This is a genomic window from Arachidicoccus ginsenosidivorans (genome assembly GCF_007971385.1).
Classification (GTDB): domain Bacteria; phylum Bacteroidota; class Bacteroidia; order Chitinophagales; family Chitinophagaceae; genus Arachidicoccus; species Arachidicoccus ginsenosidivorans.
The window spans coordinates 4,312,391-4,328,379 of sequence record NZ_CP042434.1; the positions used below are offsets into that span (position 1 = coordinate 4,312,391).

General features: G+C 43.3%; 12 protein-coding genes. 5 read left to right on the forward strand and 7 right to left on the reverse strand.

What is annotated here, in order from left to right; translation table 11 throughout:
• The first annotated feature begins 249 nt into the window (after positions 1-249).
• The 3 genes from FSB73_RS25400 to FSB73_RS17220 all read left to right on the forward strand — a co-directional run bounded on the left by FSB73_RS25400 (position 250) and on the right by FSB73_RS17220 (position 2,549).
• A complete protein-coding gene (locus tag FSB73_RS25400) occupies positions 250-870 on the forward strand; it encodes a vWA domain-containing protein (RefSeq protein WP_225974115.1) in 621 nt (206 codons plus the stop codon).
• The gene (locus FSB73_RS25405; protein WP_225974116.1) at positions 852-1,346 is read left to right on the forward strand and encodes a vWA domain-containing protein; all 495 of its coding nucleotides are present in this window, start codon (positions 852-854) and stop codon (positions 1,344-1,346) included. The genes FSB73_RS25400 and FSB73_RS25405 overlap by 19 nt, the downstream gene beginning before the upstream one ends.
• Positions 1,347-1,499: 153 nt before the next feature.
• Positions 1,500-2,549, forward strand: coding sequence for an ABC transporter permease (locus FSB73_RS17220; protein ID WP_146785001.1), 1,050 nt, complete (start codon positions 1,500-1,502; stop codon positions 2,547-2,549).
• A gap of 68 nt (positions 2,550-2,617) precedes the next feature.
• On the opposite strand, the gene FSB73_RS17225 is transcribed toward FSB73_RS17220, so the two are convergent.
• The 4 genes from FSB73_RS17225 to FSB73_RS17240 all read right to left on the reverse strand — a co-directional run bounded on the left by FSB73_RS17225 (position 2,618) and on the right by FSB73_RS17240 (position 8,551).
• Positions 2,618-4,312, reverse strand: a complete 1,695-nt coding sequence (locus FSB73_RS17225; RefSeq protein WP_146785004.1) for a PepSY domain-containing protein — start codon at positions 4,310-4,312, stop codon at positions 2,618-2,620.
• Positions 4,313-4,330: 18 nt separating this feature from the next.
• Positions 4,331-6,784, reverse strand: coding sequence for a TonB-dependent receptor (locus tag FSB73_RS17230; RefSeq protein ID WP_158639588.1), 2,454 nt, complete (start codon positions 6,782-6,784; stop codon positions 4,331-4,333).
• A 524-nt stretch (positions 6,785-7,308) separates the two neighbouring features.
• Positions 7,309-7,617 (reverse strand): hypothetical protein, encoded by a 309-nt coding sequence (locus FSB73_RS17235; RefSeq protein WP_146785010.1) that lies wholly within the window; start codon positions 7,615-7,617, stop codon positions 7,309-7,311.
• A 151-nt stretch (positions 7,618-7,768) separates the two neighbouring features.
• Positions 7,769-8,551 (reverse strand): hypothetical protein, encoded by a 783-nt coding sequence (locus FSB73_RS17240; protein ID WP_158639589.1) that lies wholly within the window; start codon positions 8,549-8,551, stop codon positions 7,769-7,771.
• A 222-nt stretch (positions 8,552-8,773) separates the two neighbouring features.
• On the opposite strand from FSB73_RS17240, the gene FSB73_RS17245 reads away from it, so the two are divergent.
• Positions 8,774-9,757 carry an EamA family transporter gene (locus FSB73_RS17245; RefSeq protein WP_146785017.1) on the forward strand — a complete coding sequence of 328 codons (984 nt, stop codon included), beginning with the start codon at positions 8,774-8,776 and terminating at the stop codon, positions 9,755-9,757.
• Positions 9,758-9,802: 45 nt separating this feature from the next.
• Here the strand turns inward: FSB73_RS17245 and priA are convergent, their stop codons facing one another.
• A complete protein-coding gene (gene priA / locus FSB73_RS17250; RefSeq protein ID WP_225974117.1) occupies positions 9,803-12,481 on the reverse strand; it encodes a replication restart helicase PriA in 2,679 nt (892 codons plus the stop codon).
• 249 nt (positions 12,482-12,730) lie between these two features.
• Between priA and FSB73_RS17255 the strand changes: the two genes are divergently transcribed.
• On the forward strand, positions 12,731-13,393 hold the full coding sequence (locus tag FSB73_RS17255; RefSeq protein ID WP_146785020.1) for a GDSL-type esterase/lipase family protein: 663 nt from the start codon (positions 12,731-12,733) through the stop codon (positions 13,391-13,393).
• A 97-nt stretch (positions 13,394-13,490) separates the two neighbouring features.
• On the opposite strand, the gene FSB73_RS17260 is transcribed toward FSB73_RS17255, so the two are convergent.
• Both FSB73_RS17260 and FSB73_RS17265 read right to left on the reverse strand, forming a co-directional pair.
• Positions 13,491-14,819 carry an MATE family efflux transporter gene (locus FSB73_RS17260; protein ID WP_225974118.1) on the reverse strand — a complete coding sequence of 443 codons (1,329 nt, stop codon included), beginning with the start codon at positions 14,817-14,819 and terminating at the stop codon, positions 13,491-13,493.
• 309 nt (positions 14,820-15,128) lie between these two features.
• Complete coding sequence (locus FSB73_RS17265; RefSeq protein WP_225974119.1) at positions 15,129-15,905, reverse strand: HipA domain-containing protein; 777 nt, start codon at positions 15,903-15,905, stop codon at positions 15,129-15,131.
• Positions 15,906-15,989: the final 84 nt, after the last annotated feature.

A 15,989-nucleotide genomic window follows, 5' to 3' on the forward strand; every position in this document is an offset into this window, starting at 1 on the left:
TTGGCATATGACCAACCTAACTTGTGTTAGGAGCTTGATGTTCAATTAGTCAGATCCAAGGGGCTGTAGCTACCTTAAATTGAAGCTGTCGGGGATTTGGAGCTGGGATGAGCTCGTATTTTATTAATTTTCATGTGTTTAATTTTTACCAAAAATTGCTATCTGCCGCGTAATTTTCTGGCAAGTAGCTAAAAACAGTGTAACTTACTGCTGATTTAAAAAAAATGGCCTAAGGCCAAAAAACGTTTTATGGAAGGCTTTAACTTTTCAAAATATGAACCCCAACCTGGCAAAACCAAGTTTGAGCAATTGCTGGATCTTTTTATGCAACTGCTCCCCTATACGAGTGGTGACGCCGAGGAGACGCTGCGCTGGATGATGGAACTCGATAAGCAGTTTCACCTCACAGATGAAAACTACGGGATGGGTGACTTTATTCAGGATCTCAAGGACAATGGCTATCTAAAAGAAGATCCCGCCATGGGAACTTTTGCCCTGACCGCCAAATCAGAGCAGACGCTTAGACAAAAAAGCCTGGAAGAGATTTTCAGCAAACTAAAAAAATCGAAAAACGGGGATCATCCCACCAAAAAACCGGGGCTGGGCGATGAAATCAGCCCGGATACCCGTAGTTATCAATTCGGAGATAAACTGGAGCAAATAGATTTTACCCAAAGTATCCGAACGGCCCAGATTAATCACGGATTAGACCATTTTGAGCTGCAGGAAAATGATTTGCAGATCAGAGAAACGGATTATAAGGCCCAGACCTCCACCGTGTTGATGATTGACATCTCCCACTCTATGATATTATATGGGGAGGATAGAATAACCCCGGCCAAAAAGTGGCCATGGCGCTTAGCGAACTGATTACCACCAAATATCCTAAAGACACACTGGATATTGTTGTTTTTGGCAATGACGCCTGGACCGTAGAGATTAAGGATTTGCCCTATTTGCAGGTAGGCCCTTATCATACCAATACGGTCGCCGGTATGGAGCTGGCCATGGATATATTACGCAGAAGAAAAAATGCCAATAAAAAGATCTTTATGATTACCGATGGAAAGCCTACCTGTCTGAAAATAGGTGGCAGGTATTATAAAAATGCCTTTGGGTTAGATCGAAAAATCACCAATCGTTGCATCAACCTGGCCGTACAATGCAAAAAACTAAAAATTGATATCACCACTTTTATGATTGCCTCAGATCCCTATTTGCAGCAGTTTATCACAGAATTTACCGAGGCCAATCACGGCAAGGCCTATTTTGCCAGCCTGGATAACCTGGGGGCTTTTATCTTTAAAGATTTTGAAAGCGGCAAAAAACGACGCATTTATGATTAAAACGGTTTAATTAATTAGGCCCATAAAAGTCGTAAAATCCACGCAACTAAATGCATCGCAGTGTTGTGGATAAAATAAAAATAAAAATAAGTTATCTTTATACCTGGACCAGGTGTTCTGGTCTGACATCATTAAATCTGAGCAGCTTTCTACATGTTTTCATTTATACTTAAAAAGATGGGTTATGGTGTCCTGGTTCTGGTGGGCGTGGTCATTGTCGTCTTTTTTCTGTTCCAGGGTTTTGGTGACCCGGCAAGGCTTGTTTTAGGTCAGACAGGCGACAGCGCCACACTTGCCAATGTCCGCAAAGAACTGGCCCTGGATCAGCCTAAATGGAAACAGTTTTTGCTGTATGTAAATGATGTCTCCCCTATTGGTGTTGCCACTAAAGAAGATATTAAGGAAAAGGGCCTCAAAGGTATTTTCGTAGGTGGTGACCTGAAGGTGGGCATCAAAGTGCCTTATCTGAGAAGATCTTATCAAAACAGAAGACCAGTAATGGATATATTGATGGAAGCTTTGCCGGGTACCATGATACTGGCCTTCTCGGCCATGATCTTTGCGACCCTTATCGGTATCCTTTTGGGCGTCTTATCGGCTGTCAAACAAAATACCTGGATGGATAGCTCGGCGGTATTTGCCAGTGTCCTTGGGATTTCAGCACCTTCTTTTTTTATGGGCATCGTCATCGCCTACGTTTTTGGCTTCTTGCTGCATCAATATACCGGTCTTTTTATGACCGGAAGTCTTTTTGATTATGACGTTGTTACAGGTAGACATCTTGCCCTGCGCAATCTTTGGCTGCCGGCATTAACCCTGGGTATCCGGCCGCTGGCCATCATTACCCAGCTGACCCGAAGTGCCATGCTGGATGTACTGGGCAAAGACTACATCCGGACTGCCTATGCCAAAGGCCTTACCAAAAAAAGGGTTGTCTTTAAACATGCCCTGCCCAATGCTTTAAATCCAGTGGCCACCGCCATTACCGGTTGGTTTGCGGAGCTGCTGGCCGGTTCTTTTTTTGTCGAGTATATCTTTGGCTGGAAAGGCATCGGTAAAACAACTGTAGACGCCCTGGAAAATCTGGATTTTCCGGTAGTAATGGGCAGCGTGCTGATTACGGCTACTTTCTTTGTGGTCGTTAATATACTGGCCGATATTTTATATACGGTGCTGGATCCACGCGTCAAACTGCACGGATAGGCTGCCTTTTATACACTTTAACCTTAGGGATGCCACAAAAGTCTACCATTCATTGCCTAAGGCGCGTTTTATGACTTTCGCTTGGTTTTGTATTTGATATATACCAGTCGGTAACCAATAACTAGCAGCGTGATTACAATGATCACGCCAAGTACTGTACTGGCATCCTTGGCTGATTTGCCGGCCCATGCCATAAACTCATGCTTATGGAAAAATGCAAAAATTAGCGCATCTGCCTGTTTGAAAGGGTCAGCTTTTTTAACCAATGATCCTGTGGAAGCGTCAATAAATATTGGGTTATTTGCTGAGGTTGCCCCCTGCTGTATTGCTGCAGAAGTGCTCGTGCTTATTTGCCAGACCGGTAGTACTTTGTCGGAAAAATTATATGCTTCGGTAAAATGAGTCAAATAAGTGGCCTGGAGCCTAGCTGTGTCTGTTTTGCTAATCTGGTGATCTAATTGCTTGTTCCCAATAGATGAATTGGCTTCTTTTCTTAAAACCAATGCGGCCATCAGCCTGGCTATTTGATTTTCTGTATAAGGCGTCCAAGCGCTAAGATTGTTGCTTTGTATACTGTTTTTCCTGTATTCATAACCGTAGTAATGCTTAGTTGTGGCGTTTACGCCACCAGTCAACATCAAGTCTTTGGAACCCTCTGCTGTATCGTAAGGACTGCTCTCCATAAAGAGTTTGCCGTTCAATTGCATCAGGCCAATTGAAGATAAATGCGACGACTCAGCCAACTGGGTAAAAGTTTGGTCAAGGCTGTCTGGTAATAAGTTTGTCTTAATTCGCTCATTAGAAACAGGCTGGATATAAAAAGGCGTTCTTCCGTTTTGAATGGCGTGAACCAGCCCGCTGAAGGCCCAGCATATCAAAAATATGGAACCGATAATAGCGGAAGTTCTGTGTAATTTTCGGGCTTTGGTCAAGGTCGTCGAAGTTGTTTTATTTGCACGGTTCCGGGTGCTCGTTTTGGGTCTCGTCTTGACTGCCAAATAAATGCCAAGCCCTGCCGTAAATAAGGCCACGAGTAAAATGAGTGCAATTATCGCTGCTTTAAGTTTAGGCAAGCTGTCCATCCAGGACCAGGTATGGAACCATCCAAAAAACTGATTAAAATTTTGTCGGTGCTGATCCAGTGCGAAGGCAAACTGGCTATTATGGGTATCTACATAAATAGTGATATGGTCTGCTCTTTCAAAACGAACCTTTTCCACGGGTAATAACCGGTTAACATACGTGTAGGAAGCGGTGAAATCTCTGACACGTTGAATGGACTTAATCCGGGGACTCGTGCTGTTTACCTGGCTTTGCTTTCCACTAAGAAAATGGCGTGCCAGACTGGCTGCGTATAATTTATCGCCCTGTGCAAGCTCTCTGCCTGTTTGCAGGTTAAAATACCTGGCCTGCAATAAAGATAAGTAAGCGTTTTGCGTGCCGGTGATGCGGGATCTCTTGTTGACTTGATTGGATGGACTTTGTCGTGATAGCACCTGGTAATACCAGGTGCTATCCATATGAACAATCCGGCTTCTGAAACTTTGGTGAATGCCTGCGTTTTGAAGAACCTTTTTAAGCGGTATGGCTGTTTTTAAAATGTCACTGGACAGCAAATATTCTGGACTTTCCTGCGTGGCAATGGCTGGCCGTACATTTGTCATTAAAGGGTGCATCAGGCCACTGATGGCCCAGAGAAAAATGGGGATGCCGATAATGATACTGAGTGCCCTGTGCAGACGATATAAAGATTTTATGCGCATAAGGTGACTTTTTGCATTTTAAAAGTGAAAGGCCAATCCGACCACCAGGGTAAAAGGATTGCCCAGATTATAGCTATATCCATAGGCTGATTTGGTAGCTACATCGGCGTAATACGAATCCAGCAGATTCAAGGCATTCGCCCAGATCTCTACTTTATGATACTGGTAGCCTGCCCTGAAATTCAAGACCTCAAATCCTTTATATTTTGTCGTGTTGGCATCGTCCATGTAATAACTACCTACTTGTTGGTATTCAACGCTGGCGTGGAATCCTTTAAGGAAATCCGGCTGGAAGGTTAGCGTGCCATTACCAATAAAACTAGGGGCCGCCTGCATCTGGTTGCCATCAAGGGTGACACCGCTTTGTGTCTCCTTTTGGAATTTATGCCTGGCTATCGTGCCGCCCAGACGGATTTGCCACTGATGATCCGGATGATAGTTCAATCCCAGTTCGAGACCTGTGTGGGTCGTTTTTCCAGCATTTTTATTTTCCGAGGAGCCGTCAGTGTTACGCACCGAAATAATTTCTCCTGTTCCGTTCATACGGTAAAGGCTCCAGTCGATGCCCAGGGTGGATTTTAACAGGTGTAACCAGCCTCCTACTTCGTAATTACGAAATACCTGCGGTTTTAAAAACGGCACTTTGACATTATTAAACAGCTCTGTCACCTGGGGCGGAACATAACCCTGCCCATAGCTGGCATAAAACCCTGCATATTTTAGGTTATAGTTCAGCCCGACTTTGGGTGTCCAGTGATTAAAATTAACATTGGAGGAAGGTGCCCCACTGACTGCAGTTACTGGTAAATGATTTTTAAAATCATAATCAAAACGGTCGTATCTGCCGGCAAGCGTTAGCCTGAGACCTGGGTGTAAATCCATCTGCCATTGTAAGAATGCCGCGTAGTTGTTAATATGTGTATTATAATCCGTCATAACGGAATCAGGATCGTTATAACTGGTATAATCGCCGGCGGTATTTTTATCGACCTGAATAAAACGGGCATCATAATTACTGGGACTGATGTCTGCACTTAGGCCCATGATCAGCGAACTGTTTTGCCAATTAAAATGCTGGTGGTGCTGCAATAAGCCCACATAGCTGGTGAATGCATTCATATTGATCTCGCCTGTAGCCTTTAAAGGATCCGTTTTATTGTCTTTGATTCTATAGGCTGGATTTTGTCCTGTCTGGTTATTACGGTACATTAAGGACAGTTTCGTCTCGGATTGGGGATTCCATGTTTTAGTTAGTATGGAACTGCCCCTGAAGGCTTTTACCTTTCTGTAGGTGAATTGATAATGACTGGTAAAATTCTTATGGGCGAAAGCCAGGCTATCCAGTGAACCGGACATATCCGCATAATAATCCACATAAGTAGCCTTGTTTTGCCAGCTCAGCGAAGGGCTGATTTGATACACCGTATTCAGGGTAAAGGCCGTTTTGTGATAGTTACTATAATCAATCGGACCGTTATTTCTGTTGGCATAATAACCGCTCAGTACAGCAGCGAATTTGCCAAAAGTATTGCCAATAGAAAGCGATGTCTTTTTGTAGCCGTTGTTATCTGCTTCGGCCGTTATTTTTCCTGAAAGATTTTGCGGGGGTGCCAGAGAGATAATATTAACGGCACCTCCTACTGCCTCCGGTCCATATTGGGCAGAAGCAGGCCCTTTTAGTACTTCAATTCTGCCAGTAGCCGCCAGATTCATTTCTAAAAGTGCATTGTGATTGTATAATCCGGAAGTTCTGATGGGTAGCCCATCTTCTAAATATAAAAACAGACTTTTGGTCGTAATGGGCTGACGGATACTCATTTCATGCTGCTCACTACCCAGATCCGCCATAAAAACACCCGGCACCTGATTGACCAATTGATCAATTTGTGTGGCCTTTGTAAGCGCCAGCTGCAGGCTGTCCACTACGCCAATGGAGGCCGCAATATCGGCCCGGGTCTGCTTAAACCGGGAAGCAGTGACCAGTACTTCGGACAGGTCATTGGTCAGTGGTTGCAGGTAGGCAGTAAAAGGTTGGTTTACCTGATCATGATTTCTGATAAGTGTGGACGGCTGGTAGTTGACAGCTGTGATAAGCAAAGTATCCATTTGCTTTTCAGCAGTGTTGACCTCTGCTGCTGTCATATTGTTACAAAGACCGCTGCAATTATATTGCATATTAAACTGTCCTTTTGCATCAGAAATACACTGACAGGTCGCCCCGTGATCGGCGAGGCAGCAACTTGTCTGAAATCTAATGGTTACACCAGCGATAGGCTGGCCTGTTTGCTGATCCAGTACCTTACCTTTAATTTGTTGAATTGTTTGTTGTGCAACTATTGGCGTCAGAAATAATAGTAGTATGGACAAGGTGAATAAGGAGGATAAAACCCGGTGCCAGCCAGTTTTGGTATGATACAACTTTTTACAGGAAATTGTTTTATTGTATACTTCATATTTATCTAGGTAAATCATTGTCGTGTTTTTATTGATTCGGTCTTGTGTTGGGGCTACTCTCCGATTTGATATTTGGCAGGGCATACCCCTGCCAGTACCCTAAAAGGAGCCCCATGTACCGTAGCACATTTTTACTGATGGGGCATATCCCTAAATGGTTGATTGCAGTGGCATAGGCCGGACTCAATATGTACTTTTATTAAAACTAAGAGGGAGCATTTATTGAATCAGTCCGCACTTGTTAAGCCAACATGCCATACGATGCAAAATCAAAAAATAGCATCTTAATATTCCTAAAAAAAATCAAGGGTGGATGAGGCGAGCGTTTAGCAGGCACTTAAGCAGAACACCTTTTGAAATATCCCATGAATTGCCTATTGAATGTTGGGGTCACCCTAGGTGACTGAACATTCTACAAGGGGGCATAACAACTACACAACGTCCATCAAATAGACCATGGACCTAATGTACTCTAGCTTTGTATAGCTGCGTATACACGGAATAACCGGCTTAAATTGTACTAACGTTGCCTGGAATTAGAATTAACAGGCAGCAGGTGGATGAATGGGTTTGGCATAGTAGGCCTGCTCAGTGAATAAAACAGGAATGCCATTTTGGGGTGTAGCAGTGGTGTCTGGTGTCAAATGAGCAAGTGGATTTGCCTCATTGAATAAAAAGACAGTCGCCTCAAAGCTGACGCGCTTATCGGATGAATTAGGTTGATTTTGTTTGTTGTCTTCGTTAAGTTTTTTATCTAACTGGCACTGACCGTTACAGTGCATTTCAGGATTGTCCTTATTGACGCAGAGATTAGCCGCTATATAATCTTGATTGACAAAAAAAGTAGCCATTACCAGAAAGTTATTAAAGATCTGGCAATTAAGCAGTAGGATCAAAAATATGGTAACGCCTGTTTTAATAATTGCTAATTTGACCGCAAAGTTACTACATAGTGCGTTGCCTGCAAAAAAACCGCTGATTTTATTTGGGTAAATTAATTACTTAATTGTTCGTGCTTGTGTTTGTATTTGTTGGTAGCTGGGTCGAGTCTTTTTGTGTGCTCTGTTGCACTTTGAATACTTTGTAACAGTCCAAAATGTATTGACCTAAGGTTAAATCCACCATGCCTTTTAACTGTTCAAAGGAGGGTCGGTATTTTTTCATGAATACCCGAATCTGTTCATCGTCCTGCATACCGGTTAAACTGGCCACCAAAGCAGCTGTAAAACGAGAATCAATGTACCCATCTTTTTCACTGCTAACAGCAAATTGTTGATAGCGTTTTTGCCGGTTCAGATAAGGTTGTCTAAACAGGTTGATCGCGGAAGTAACCGGATGGAAAGGGTTGAATTTGGGTTTTGAATAATTGAATATATCTCCATATAATCTTCTTTTTTCCAAGGAGTCTGTGTGATAATTGCGTGCATGCACCTGAACATCCTCCAGCTCATTGTAATAGCTGTTGTCGTAAAAACCGGGATTCTGCAAATAAATATCAAACTTTTCGGGGGTGGTGATTTTACCGATCGGATAAGCCATGATAAACCTGCCTTTATAAGAAACATACAAGGTGTCATTACTTGGATTACTGCTACTGATTTGATAGTAACCTTCGTTATCTGAAAAGGTTACTTGTCCCCGATAGGTACGCAGTTGCATTGAATCAACCGGGGAAGTGGTTGTTCGGGCGCCATATACATGACCACGGATGAGACGCTGCGCTACAGCTCCTCCAGCAAACACTAATATTAATATAAAAACACATATAATACGCTTTGGATGCATAGATTTTCTTAAGTTTACAAATATGCCTCCAATTTAATAGATTATCTGCAAGCGGATGTTAAAAATTTGCAGCATTCAACGGCGGTGGTTTTTTACGGTTGACCCGCACCTAAAATGCCCTCCCGCAAAAATAAAAAATGACAGAAATTGACAAAAAGCGCACCTATCCACTTTTGAATTATAAGCGGACTACGACAAATCCCGTATCTTTATTAACACAATATGGCGATACGAAACATTTTTCTGGTGCTATTAGGTGGCTGCAGCTTTGGGATTCTGTCCACCTTTGTCAAACTTGCCTATGGCTATGGATTTTCTCTGGCAGATGTCACGAGTGCCCAGGCTTATTTTGGTGCCGTGCTATTGTGGATGTTGCTGATGATTTACCGGTTGTGCAGGCCTAAATCAAGGCAGGGACATGCGGTAGCGTCAAAAGACACCACTCCCACCAGTACCGCTTTAAGACTTATTCTGACAGGCATGGCTTCCGGTTGCATCAGTATCAGCTATTATAAATGTGTGGAAGTAATGCCAGCCTCCATTGCGATTATTTTGCTCATGCAATACACATGGATCTCCATTGTATTGGAGCGCCTCCTTTTTAAAATCTCCATTACGCCCCGTAAATGGTTATTTGTCTCAATCGTTCTAGTCGGGACAATTCTGGGTTCGGGACTGATTGGCAACAATGGGCATATTCAGTTTTCTATTGCCAGCATTGGATTTGGACTGATGGCCGGTTTTTTCTATGCCGTCTTTGTTTTGGCCAGTGGTTATGTGGGCAATGCACTGCCAGCCATTGTAAAAAGTTCCTGGATAATTTTAGGGGTCGTGCTGATTATCATGGCTGTTTTTCCGCCCTTTGCCAAAATACGGGAATTAATAGACACGCGAACATTAAGTATTTATTTGATGGATTTACTGCCCATCGGCCTTTTATTGGCTTTTTTTGGGATGGTTCTGCCACCGCTACTGTTTGCCTATGCCATCCCAAAAGTAGGCGTGGCCCTAAGCAGTATTTTAGGCAGCGTTGAATTGCCTACAGCAGCCCTCTGTGCTTATTTGATTCTAAATGAGCCAATTAGTGTATGGCAATTACTGGGGATTTTAATCATTTTATGCGCTATTATATTGATTCATATTCGACCGGAACCTAAATATAAAACAGGTGAGATACGGCGCAAAGCAACCCCCACTCAGTTTTAATATGATTTTTATTACTTTGCCTATTGCTGGATTAAGCATGTTGGCTTATGCCGGGTCGACGTCCGCTGCAATCTGTACCCGGGCAAATTCTTTAATGGATTGCAAAATAGCCCTCTGGTGATCAATGACTTTTTTGCAACGCTGCAGCTGCCCCGGTTGTTTGGGCACCTTGATTAGAATTTCCCATAAATACTGTCCCCGAACCCTTTCTATGGGCGCTGTGGCTGGACCCAGTACCTCCAGCGAGGCCAATTGCCTTAAAGCCTGCGCCATGCGCTCAGCTGCCTGTCGGGCCGTGTGGGTATCCCGGTGTTTAAAAATCAGCCGAATCAGCCGGGTAAAGGGCGGATATTTAAAGGCCTTTCTGTGCTGAATCTCTTCCTGATACATGGCCAGATAATCGTGCTGTTGTACATATTGTAACACCGGATGATGGATATTGGATACCTGTATCAATACTTTGCCTTTACCATCTTTTCTGCCGGCGCGGCCACTAACTTGTTCCATTAGCTGGAAGGCACGCTCCCCCACCCTGAAATCTGCGAAGTTCAAAAGGCCGTCTGCATCCAGAATCCCTACCAGACTGACATGCTCAAAATCGAGTCCTTTTACCACCATCTGCGTGCCGATCAAAATATCGATTTTTCTAGATTCAAACAGCTGTATCATGGCGTCATGGCTGAATTTTCCCTTAACACTGTCATAATCCATTCGGGCTACACGTGCCTTGGGGAATAAAGCAGCGACCGCTTCTTCAATTTGTTCTGTGCCGAACTTTTTTCTTTGAAAATCGTGACTGCCACAGGCCGCGCAAGTTGTGACCAGCGGATATTCTGTTCCGCAGTAATGACACACCAGTTTATTTCTGCCTTTGTGATAGGTCAGTGAAACGGCGCAGTGCTTGCACTGCGGTATCCAGCCACAGCTATTACAGATCTGATAAGGAGAATAGCCTCTTCTGTTCTGAAAAAGAATCACTTGCTTTTGCGCCTTAAGTGCCTCCTGAATTTGCGTCTCCAGCTCCGGGGAGATCAGGATCGGTCTTGGGATCTCTTTGGGGATCATATTGAGGTTATCCAGCTCAATAACGGGCATGGCTACATTCTCAAAGCGTTCCAAAAGAGTGACAAGACCGTATTTGCCTTGCGAGGCATTATAGTAAGATTCCAAAGAAGGCGTGGCACTGCCCAGTAACACCGGACATTGTTCAAATAATGCACCGTAATAAATAGCCGCATCCCTTGCATGATAGCGGGGGGCTGGATCTTGTTGTTTATAAGAGCTATCATGCTCCTCATCTACGATGATCAGTCCCAGGTCCTTAAAGGGTAAAAGTAAGGCGGATCTGGCGCCAACAATGATCTGTACTTCACCCTGCAGTACTTTTTCCCAGAGCTCTACTCTTTCATTGGGGTTAAACCTGGAATGATAGACCGCCACGTGACCACCAAAATGATGCTGCAGCCTTCTGATAATCTGAGCGGTTAAGGCAATTTCCGGTAGCATATACAACACTTGTTTGCCAGCGCTTAGCGCCTGTTCCATCAATTTAAGGTAGAGATGCGTCTTGCCGCTGGCCGTTACGCCATGCAGCAGATTTACCTTCTTTTGCTGCATTAAATCAACCAACAGGTCGAAGGCGCTTTTTTGTGCAGCGCTCAATGAAAAATCCATCTCAATAAACGGCGCTAATACGGGTAGCCTGGTAACAGATCTACGCTCTGCGACCAGCATTTTTTTATCCAGCAAGGCTTTGATAGTGCTTAATGAAGTAGCCGCTTTTTTTAACAGCGCTGATTGCATGACGTCTCCATCTCCCAGCGTCATATGTCTTAGCAGCATCAGGACTTTTAGCTGGGCCGGGGCACCTTTCCAGTTATTGAGCAAGGGCTCCAGGTTTTCGTCTTTTTGGTAATCTGGATGAAAGCGGATAAAAACGGCTTTTTTCTCCTTGTATTTTTCTTTAAGCGATTGTTCGATATAACAAAGTCCACGATCAATTAATTTTTTGACTACCGGGTAGATTTTTCTGCCTTCCAGAATTTGCTGGATTTCCGGGAAGCGGAGCTCTCCTCTAATTTGTAAGGCTTCAGCCAGAAGGAACTCTTCATCACTTAAATCCTGATCCAGTTGTTTGCCGCCAGCTAATACGTCATCGGCAAATTCGTCTTCTATGCGGATGATACTTTCACTGGAGAGTTTAAAATTAGAGGGGACAGCTGCCTGCATCACATCTCCTTCACTGCACTGGTAATAATCCGCTATCCATTCCCAGAATTTGAGTTGTACGGCTGTTACAATGGGCGCTTTATCCAGCAGACTATAAATAGGAAGCGGTGTAAAATCCTTTGGCGGTACTTTAAATAGGTTTTTAATAATGCCTGTATACTTTTTGTTACGCAGCGAAACTTCGCAGCGCAGACCAATGGCTGCTGCTGCCATTAAATAATCGGGGATCTCCCAGGTATAGTTGCGGGGCAGGTGCAGCGGTATGATAATTTCTGCATAAAGTCGTTGTTTATGCGCATTGGCTGATTCAAAAAGATCAGCCAATGCGCCTGGCGCCTGGGCCTGATCCTGATCCTGATCTTGACCTTGATCTTGAGCTGGCTTATGGCTGTCACCGCTTTGCTGGCCGTGCAATCCTGCCACCTCAGTTTTGGTCGATGCTGATTGATGTTTTTCCCCGTTTTGTTGCTGCTCCTTATCCTTATTATCCATCATACTTTTTGCCTGTGTCTGCCTTTTTAAATAGTCTGTTTTTAAAAACCGCCTTATCTGGCGAAGATAAACAAAGTTGATGCCTCCTTAAAAAAAACGTGTAGCGTTTGCCCAGCAGCCGTTCGTTAAGTATTTAGGCATTTTGGATAAGGGTTGTTAAACGAATCTAAAGATTTTTGTCTACCTCCTGAATAAGGTTATATTTGGTAAGTCAATTAAACAATCTGATTATATATTATAAAATAAAATTCTATGAAAAAAGTTTGGGGCCTGCTCGCCATTTGTTTGGTGTTTTTAGGGCCAGTAAATGGCCAGTCCAATCAGTCATTTAAAGGAGAGATCAACCATTTTTTGCACGCAGACAGCCTTAAAATGCCGCCTAAGGACGCTATTTTATTTGTGGGCAGCTCTTCTTTTAGAAAATGGACAGATGTCGATAAGTATTTTCCGGGTTATACCATTATCAACCGTGGCTTTGGCGGTTCTCAGCTTCCCAACCTGATCTACTATGCAGATAAAATTATCTTCCCCTATCATCCAAAGCAGGTCATTATCTATTGCGGTGAAAATGACTTTGATTATGATAAATCCATTTCGGCGGACTCGGTTTTTGAACGTTTTCATACCTTATTTGATCTGATCCGGGAAAAACTGCCTGAGGCCAATATTGGTTATGTGTCCATTAAATTCAGTCCCAGTCGTAAATACGCCTGGCCTAGATTTGAAAAGACCAACGGTCTGATTGAGGATTTTTTGGAAGAGCAGTCCAATGCAGAATTTATTGATATTACTAAAGTCATGCAAGACGCGTCCGGTCAAGTAGACACCTCGCTGTTTTTATCTGATCAGTTGCATATGAAACCCGCTGGTTATGCGCGCTGGCAAAAACAAATCCAGCCTTATTTGCTAAAATAACCTTAGTTCAAGGAAAGTGCACTTTTTTGCGCTGGCTATTGATTGGGGGACTGGAAAGGCAAAAAATCAGGGCTGTAAAATTTAATAAAATGGTCCGTCACAGATGTTGACGGACCATTTTATTAAATCGTTTATTCAGAAACAAGGCGTTAAAGGAAAGGCCCAGGATAAATCCGATCCAGATGCCGGTGACGCCAAAATGGAACACAAAGGTGAGTAAGCAACCAATCGGTACCCCAAAGACCCAATAGGCTGTAGCCATGTATATCGTAGGCATTTTAACATCATTAATACCTCTTAGACTGCCCACGCCGATGGCCTGGGTGGCATCTGAAATCTGAAACACGGCCGCATAGAACATCAGCATGGAGGATAAGGCAATAACCTGGCTGTCATCATTAAAGATCTGCGACAAGGGTTTGCGTAAGAAAATAAATAGCAAGGCACAGATGACCCCATAAATTAACCCGGTATAAAAAGTGCTTTTGCCGATTAAATGAATTTCTGGCCAGTGTTTTCTGCCAAAAGCATTACTGATTCTAATGGAACAACCCTGGGCCAGTCCCAAAGAGACCATAAAAGTCAAAGATGCGCATTGCAGGGCAATTTGATGTGCTGCCAGTTCAATTGCGCCTAGTGTACCAACAATGATACCAGACACGGCAAAAGCCCCTGTCTCTATGCCTGCCTGAAGGCCACTGGGTACACCGATTCTAAGCAGTTCTCTGATCGACGCCCATTTAAGTTTCCACTGGTTTTTACGCACAGCGACATATCTGCTAAATAATGGATGGGTAAACAGCACGATAATCATGGCGATCAGGATGATTATACGGGTGATCAGCGTGCCCAGCCCGGCGCCCACCAGTTCTAGTCTGGGCATGCCCCAGTTGCCGAAAATGAGCAGCCAGTTTAAAAATATATTGAGTGGCATGGCCAGCAGTGATAAGATCATGGCTGTTTTTGTCTTTTCCAGCCCATCGGTAAACTGCTTGATAGACATAAACATAAGGGTCGGCACCACTGAAAAACCCACCAGCCTTAAAAAAGGAACGGATAGCCGGGCGACCTCAGGATCCTGATCCAGGTGAAACAATATGTTTTTACCCAGTTCTAAAAGCCCACAGATCATAAGTGCCGCAATGGAGCAAAGGATAAAGCCATTATACAGGTAATGCGACACCTGCTGACCGTCCTTTCTGCCATGGGCGGCGGCTACTTTTTGGGATATTGACATGGTCAGCCCGATACCAAATACAAAAGGAATAACCAGTACGCTATTGACCAGTGCTGAGGCGGCTAGTTGTTTATAACTGATGGAGCCAACCATGGCGGAGTCGATCAGACCCAGGGACATCTGGGTCAGTTCACCAAAAATAATGGGCGTGGATAATTTCCAGGTTTTTGTGGCCTGTTGCTTCAGCATAGTTATTACTAAAAGGGCAGCAAAACTAAAGCAATTTTTTGAACTAATGGCTTAAAATTAAAGGTTTATAGAATTTTCGCTCTGCTTTAATAATAAAAAAATCATGATTATGGGTGTTCATACAAGATTAGCCTGTGCATTTTTAAGCAAGTAATTTTTTAGCAGAGGGCATTGCATATATGGTGGTCTTGACATTGAATCTATATTGTGATTTTGATTAATTAATTAAAATATTGAATAATGATTCAATAGATAACGCCATTGTTATCAGATTTGGAATTTAGCGTGCAGTTTATGACTTTCGTGGACTTACTGTTTAAACAATCGCTGGAACTTTTGCTGGATAAATTGCGTGTATTCTTCTTTCATATCTGGTGAAAGAAAACTGTGTTGAATCCAGTTTTGCCAAATTGGCAATAATTTTTGGAAGTGATCAAAGATGTAATTCCTTACTTTGACTGGGATGTCAAGATTGCTACCTAATTGATGGAAATCTTGGAGTTTTAACTTACTTTTTTTACCATTGATAGTTAGCGCAGATTCTTCGTGATCTTCCGGCATTACAATAGCTGTATTGACCAGGTCATAGGCTGGCGTAAGCGTATAACCTCCGAATGGACTTTCAATCAAGGAGAAGTTTTTTAGATGCATATCTGCATTGCCTGTTAAATAGCAAAAGATTGCTAGTTCAAAAAAACGTTGTTTATCGTAGCCTTTATTTTCTGTAAATTGATCGATGAGTTTGCCACATTTTTCTAATGAACCGCGGTATTTATGTTCTGTTAACCGCTCACTAAGCTGACAAAAATCCTCTACAGCAAGTTTTTTTTTGCCTTCTCTGTCATAGCGGCGAGTCAAGTAAGCGAGTTCTCCAGAGGCCAGGCGAATTAAAGAGTGCTTGGCGGTATGGATGCCAGCTGTTTCGGCTAAATGCATGGTTAGGTCTTCGTTTTCAGGAAGATCTTTAAATGGATGGTGAGGAGGTTTTAGGATGAAATCGCCGTTAACTCCTACAACCGTTAATCTGGATAAAATATTTTTTTGCTTTTCCAGGTGTAAGGAAAGCTTTGGTTGGACCCCAGTCACGGAAATATGTTATTAACTATATTTAATGCAATTTCCTCTAGCTGACTAAAACTTATGTCAACTAGTGGAGGGGTGGTTGTGCCA

What these genes read in the sequence shown, in the direction of transcription:
- FSB73_RS17235 (WP_146785010.1), bottom strand. Translation starts at nt 7,617, where the DNA reads ATGGCTACTTTTTTTGTCAATCAAGATTATATAGCGGCTAATCTCTGC.
- FSB73_RS17240 (WP_158639589.1), bottom strand. Translation starts at nt 8,551, where the DNA reads ATGCATCCAAAGCGTATTATATGTGTTTTTATATTAATATTAGTGTTT.
- FSB73_RS17220 (WP_146785001.1), top strand. Translation starts at nt 1,500, where the DNA reads ATGTTTTCATTTATACTTAAAAAGATGGGTTATGGTGTCCTGGTTCTG.
- FSB73_RS17245 (WP_146785017.1), top strand. Translation starts at nt 8,774, where the DNA reads ATGGCGATACGAAACATTTTTCTGGTGCTATTAGGTGGCTGCAGCTTT.
- FSB73_RS17255 (WP_146785020.1), top strand. Translation starts at nt 12,731, where the DNA reads ATGAAAAAAGTTTGGGGCCTGCTCGCCATTTGTTTGGTGTTTTTAGGG.
- FSB73_RS17260 (WP_225974118.1), bottom strand. Translation starts at nt 14,819, where the DNA reads ATGCTGAAGCAACAGGCCACAAAAACCTGGAAATTATCCACGCCCATT.
- priA (WP_225974117.1), bottom strand. Translation starts at nt 12,481, where the DNA reads ATGATGGATAATAAGGATAAGGAGCAGCAACAAAACGGGGAAAAACAT.
- FSB73_RS25405 (WP_225974116.1), top strand. Translation starts at nt 852, where the DNA reads ATGGCGCTTAGCGAACTGATTACCACCAAATATCCTAAAGACACACTG.
- FSB73_RS17225 (WP_146785004.1), bottom strand. Translation starts at nt 4,312, where the DNA reads ATGCGCATAAAATCTTTATATCGTCTGCACAGGGCACTCAGTATCATT.
- FSB73_RS25400 (WP_225974115.1), top strand. Translation starts at nt 250, where the DNA reads ATGGAAGGCTTTAACTTTTCAAAATATGAACCCCAACCTGGCAAAACC.
- FSB73_RS17230 (WP_158639588.1), bottom strand. Translation starts at nt 6,784, where the DNA reads ATGATTTACCTAGATAAATATGAAGTATACAATAAAACAATTTCCTGT.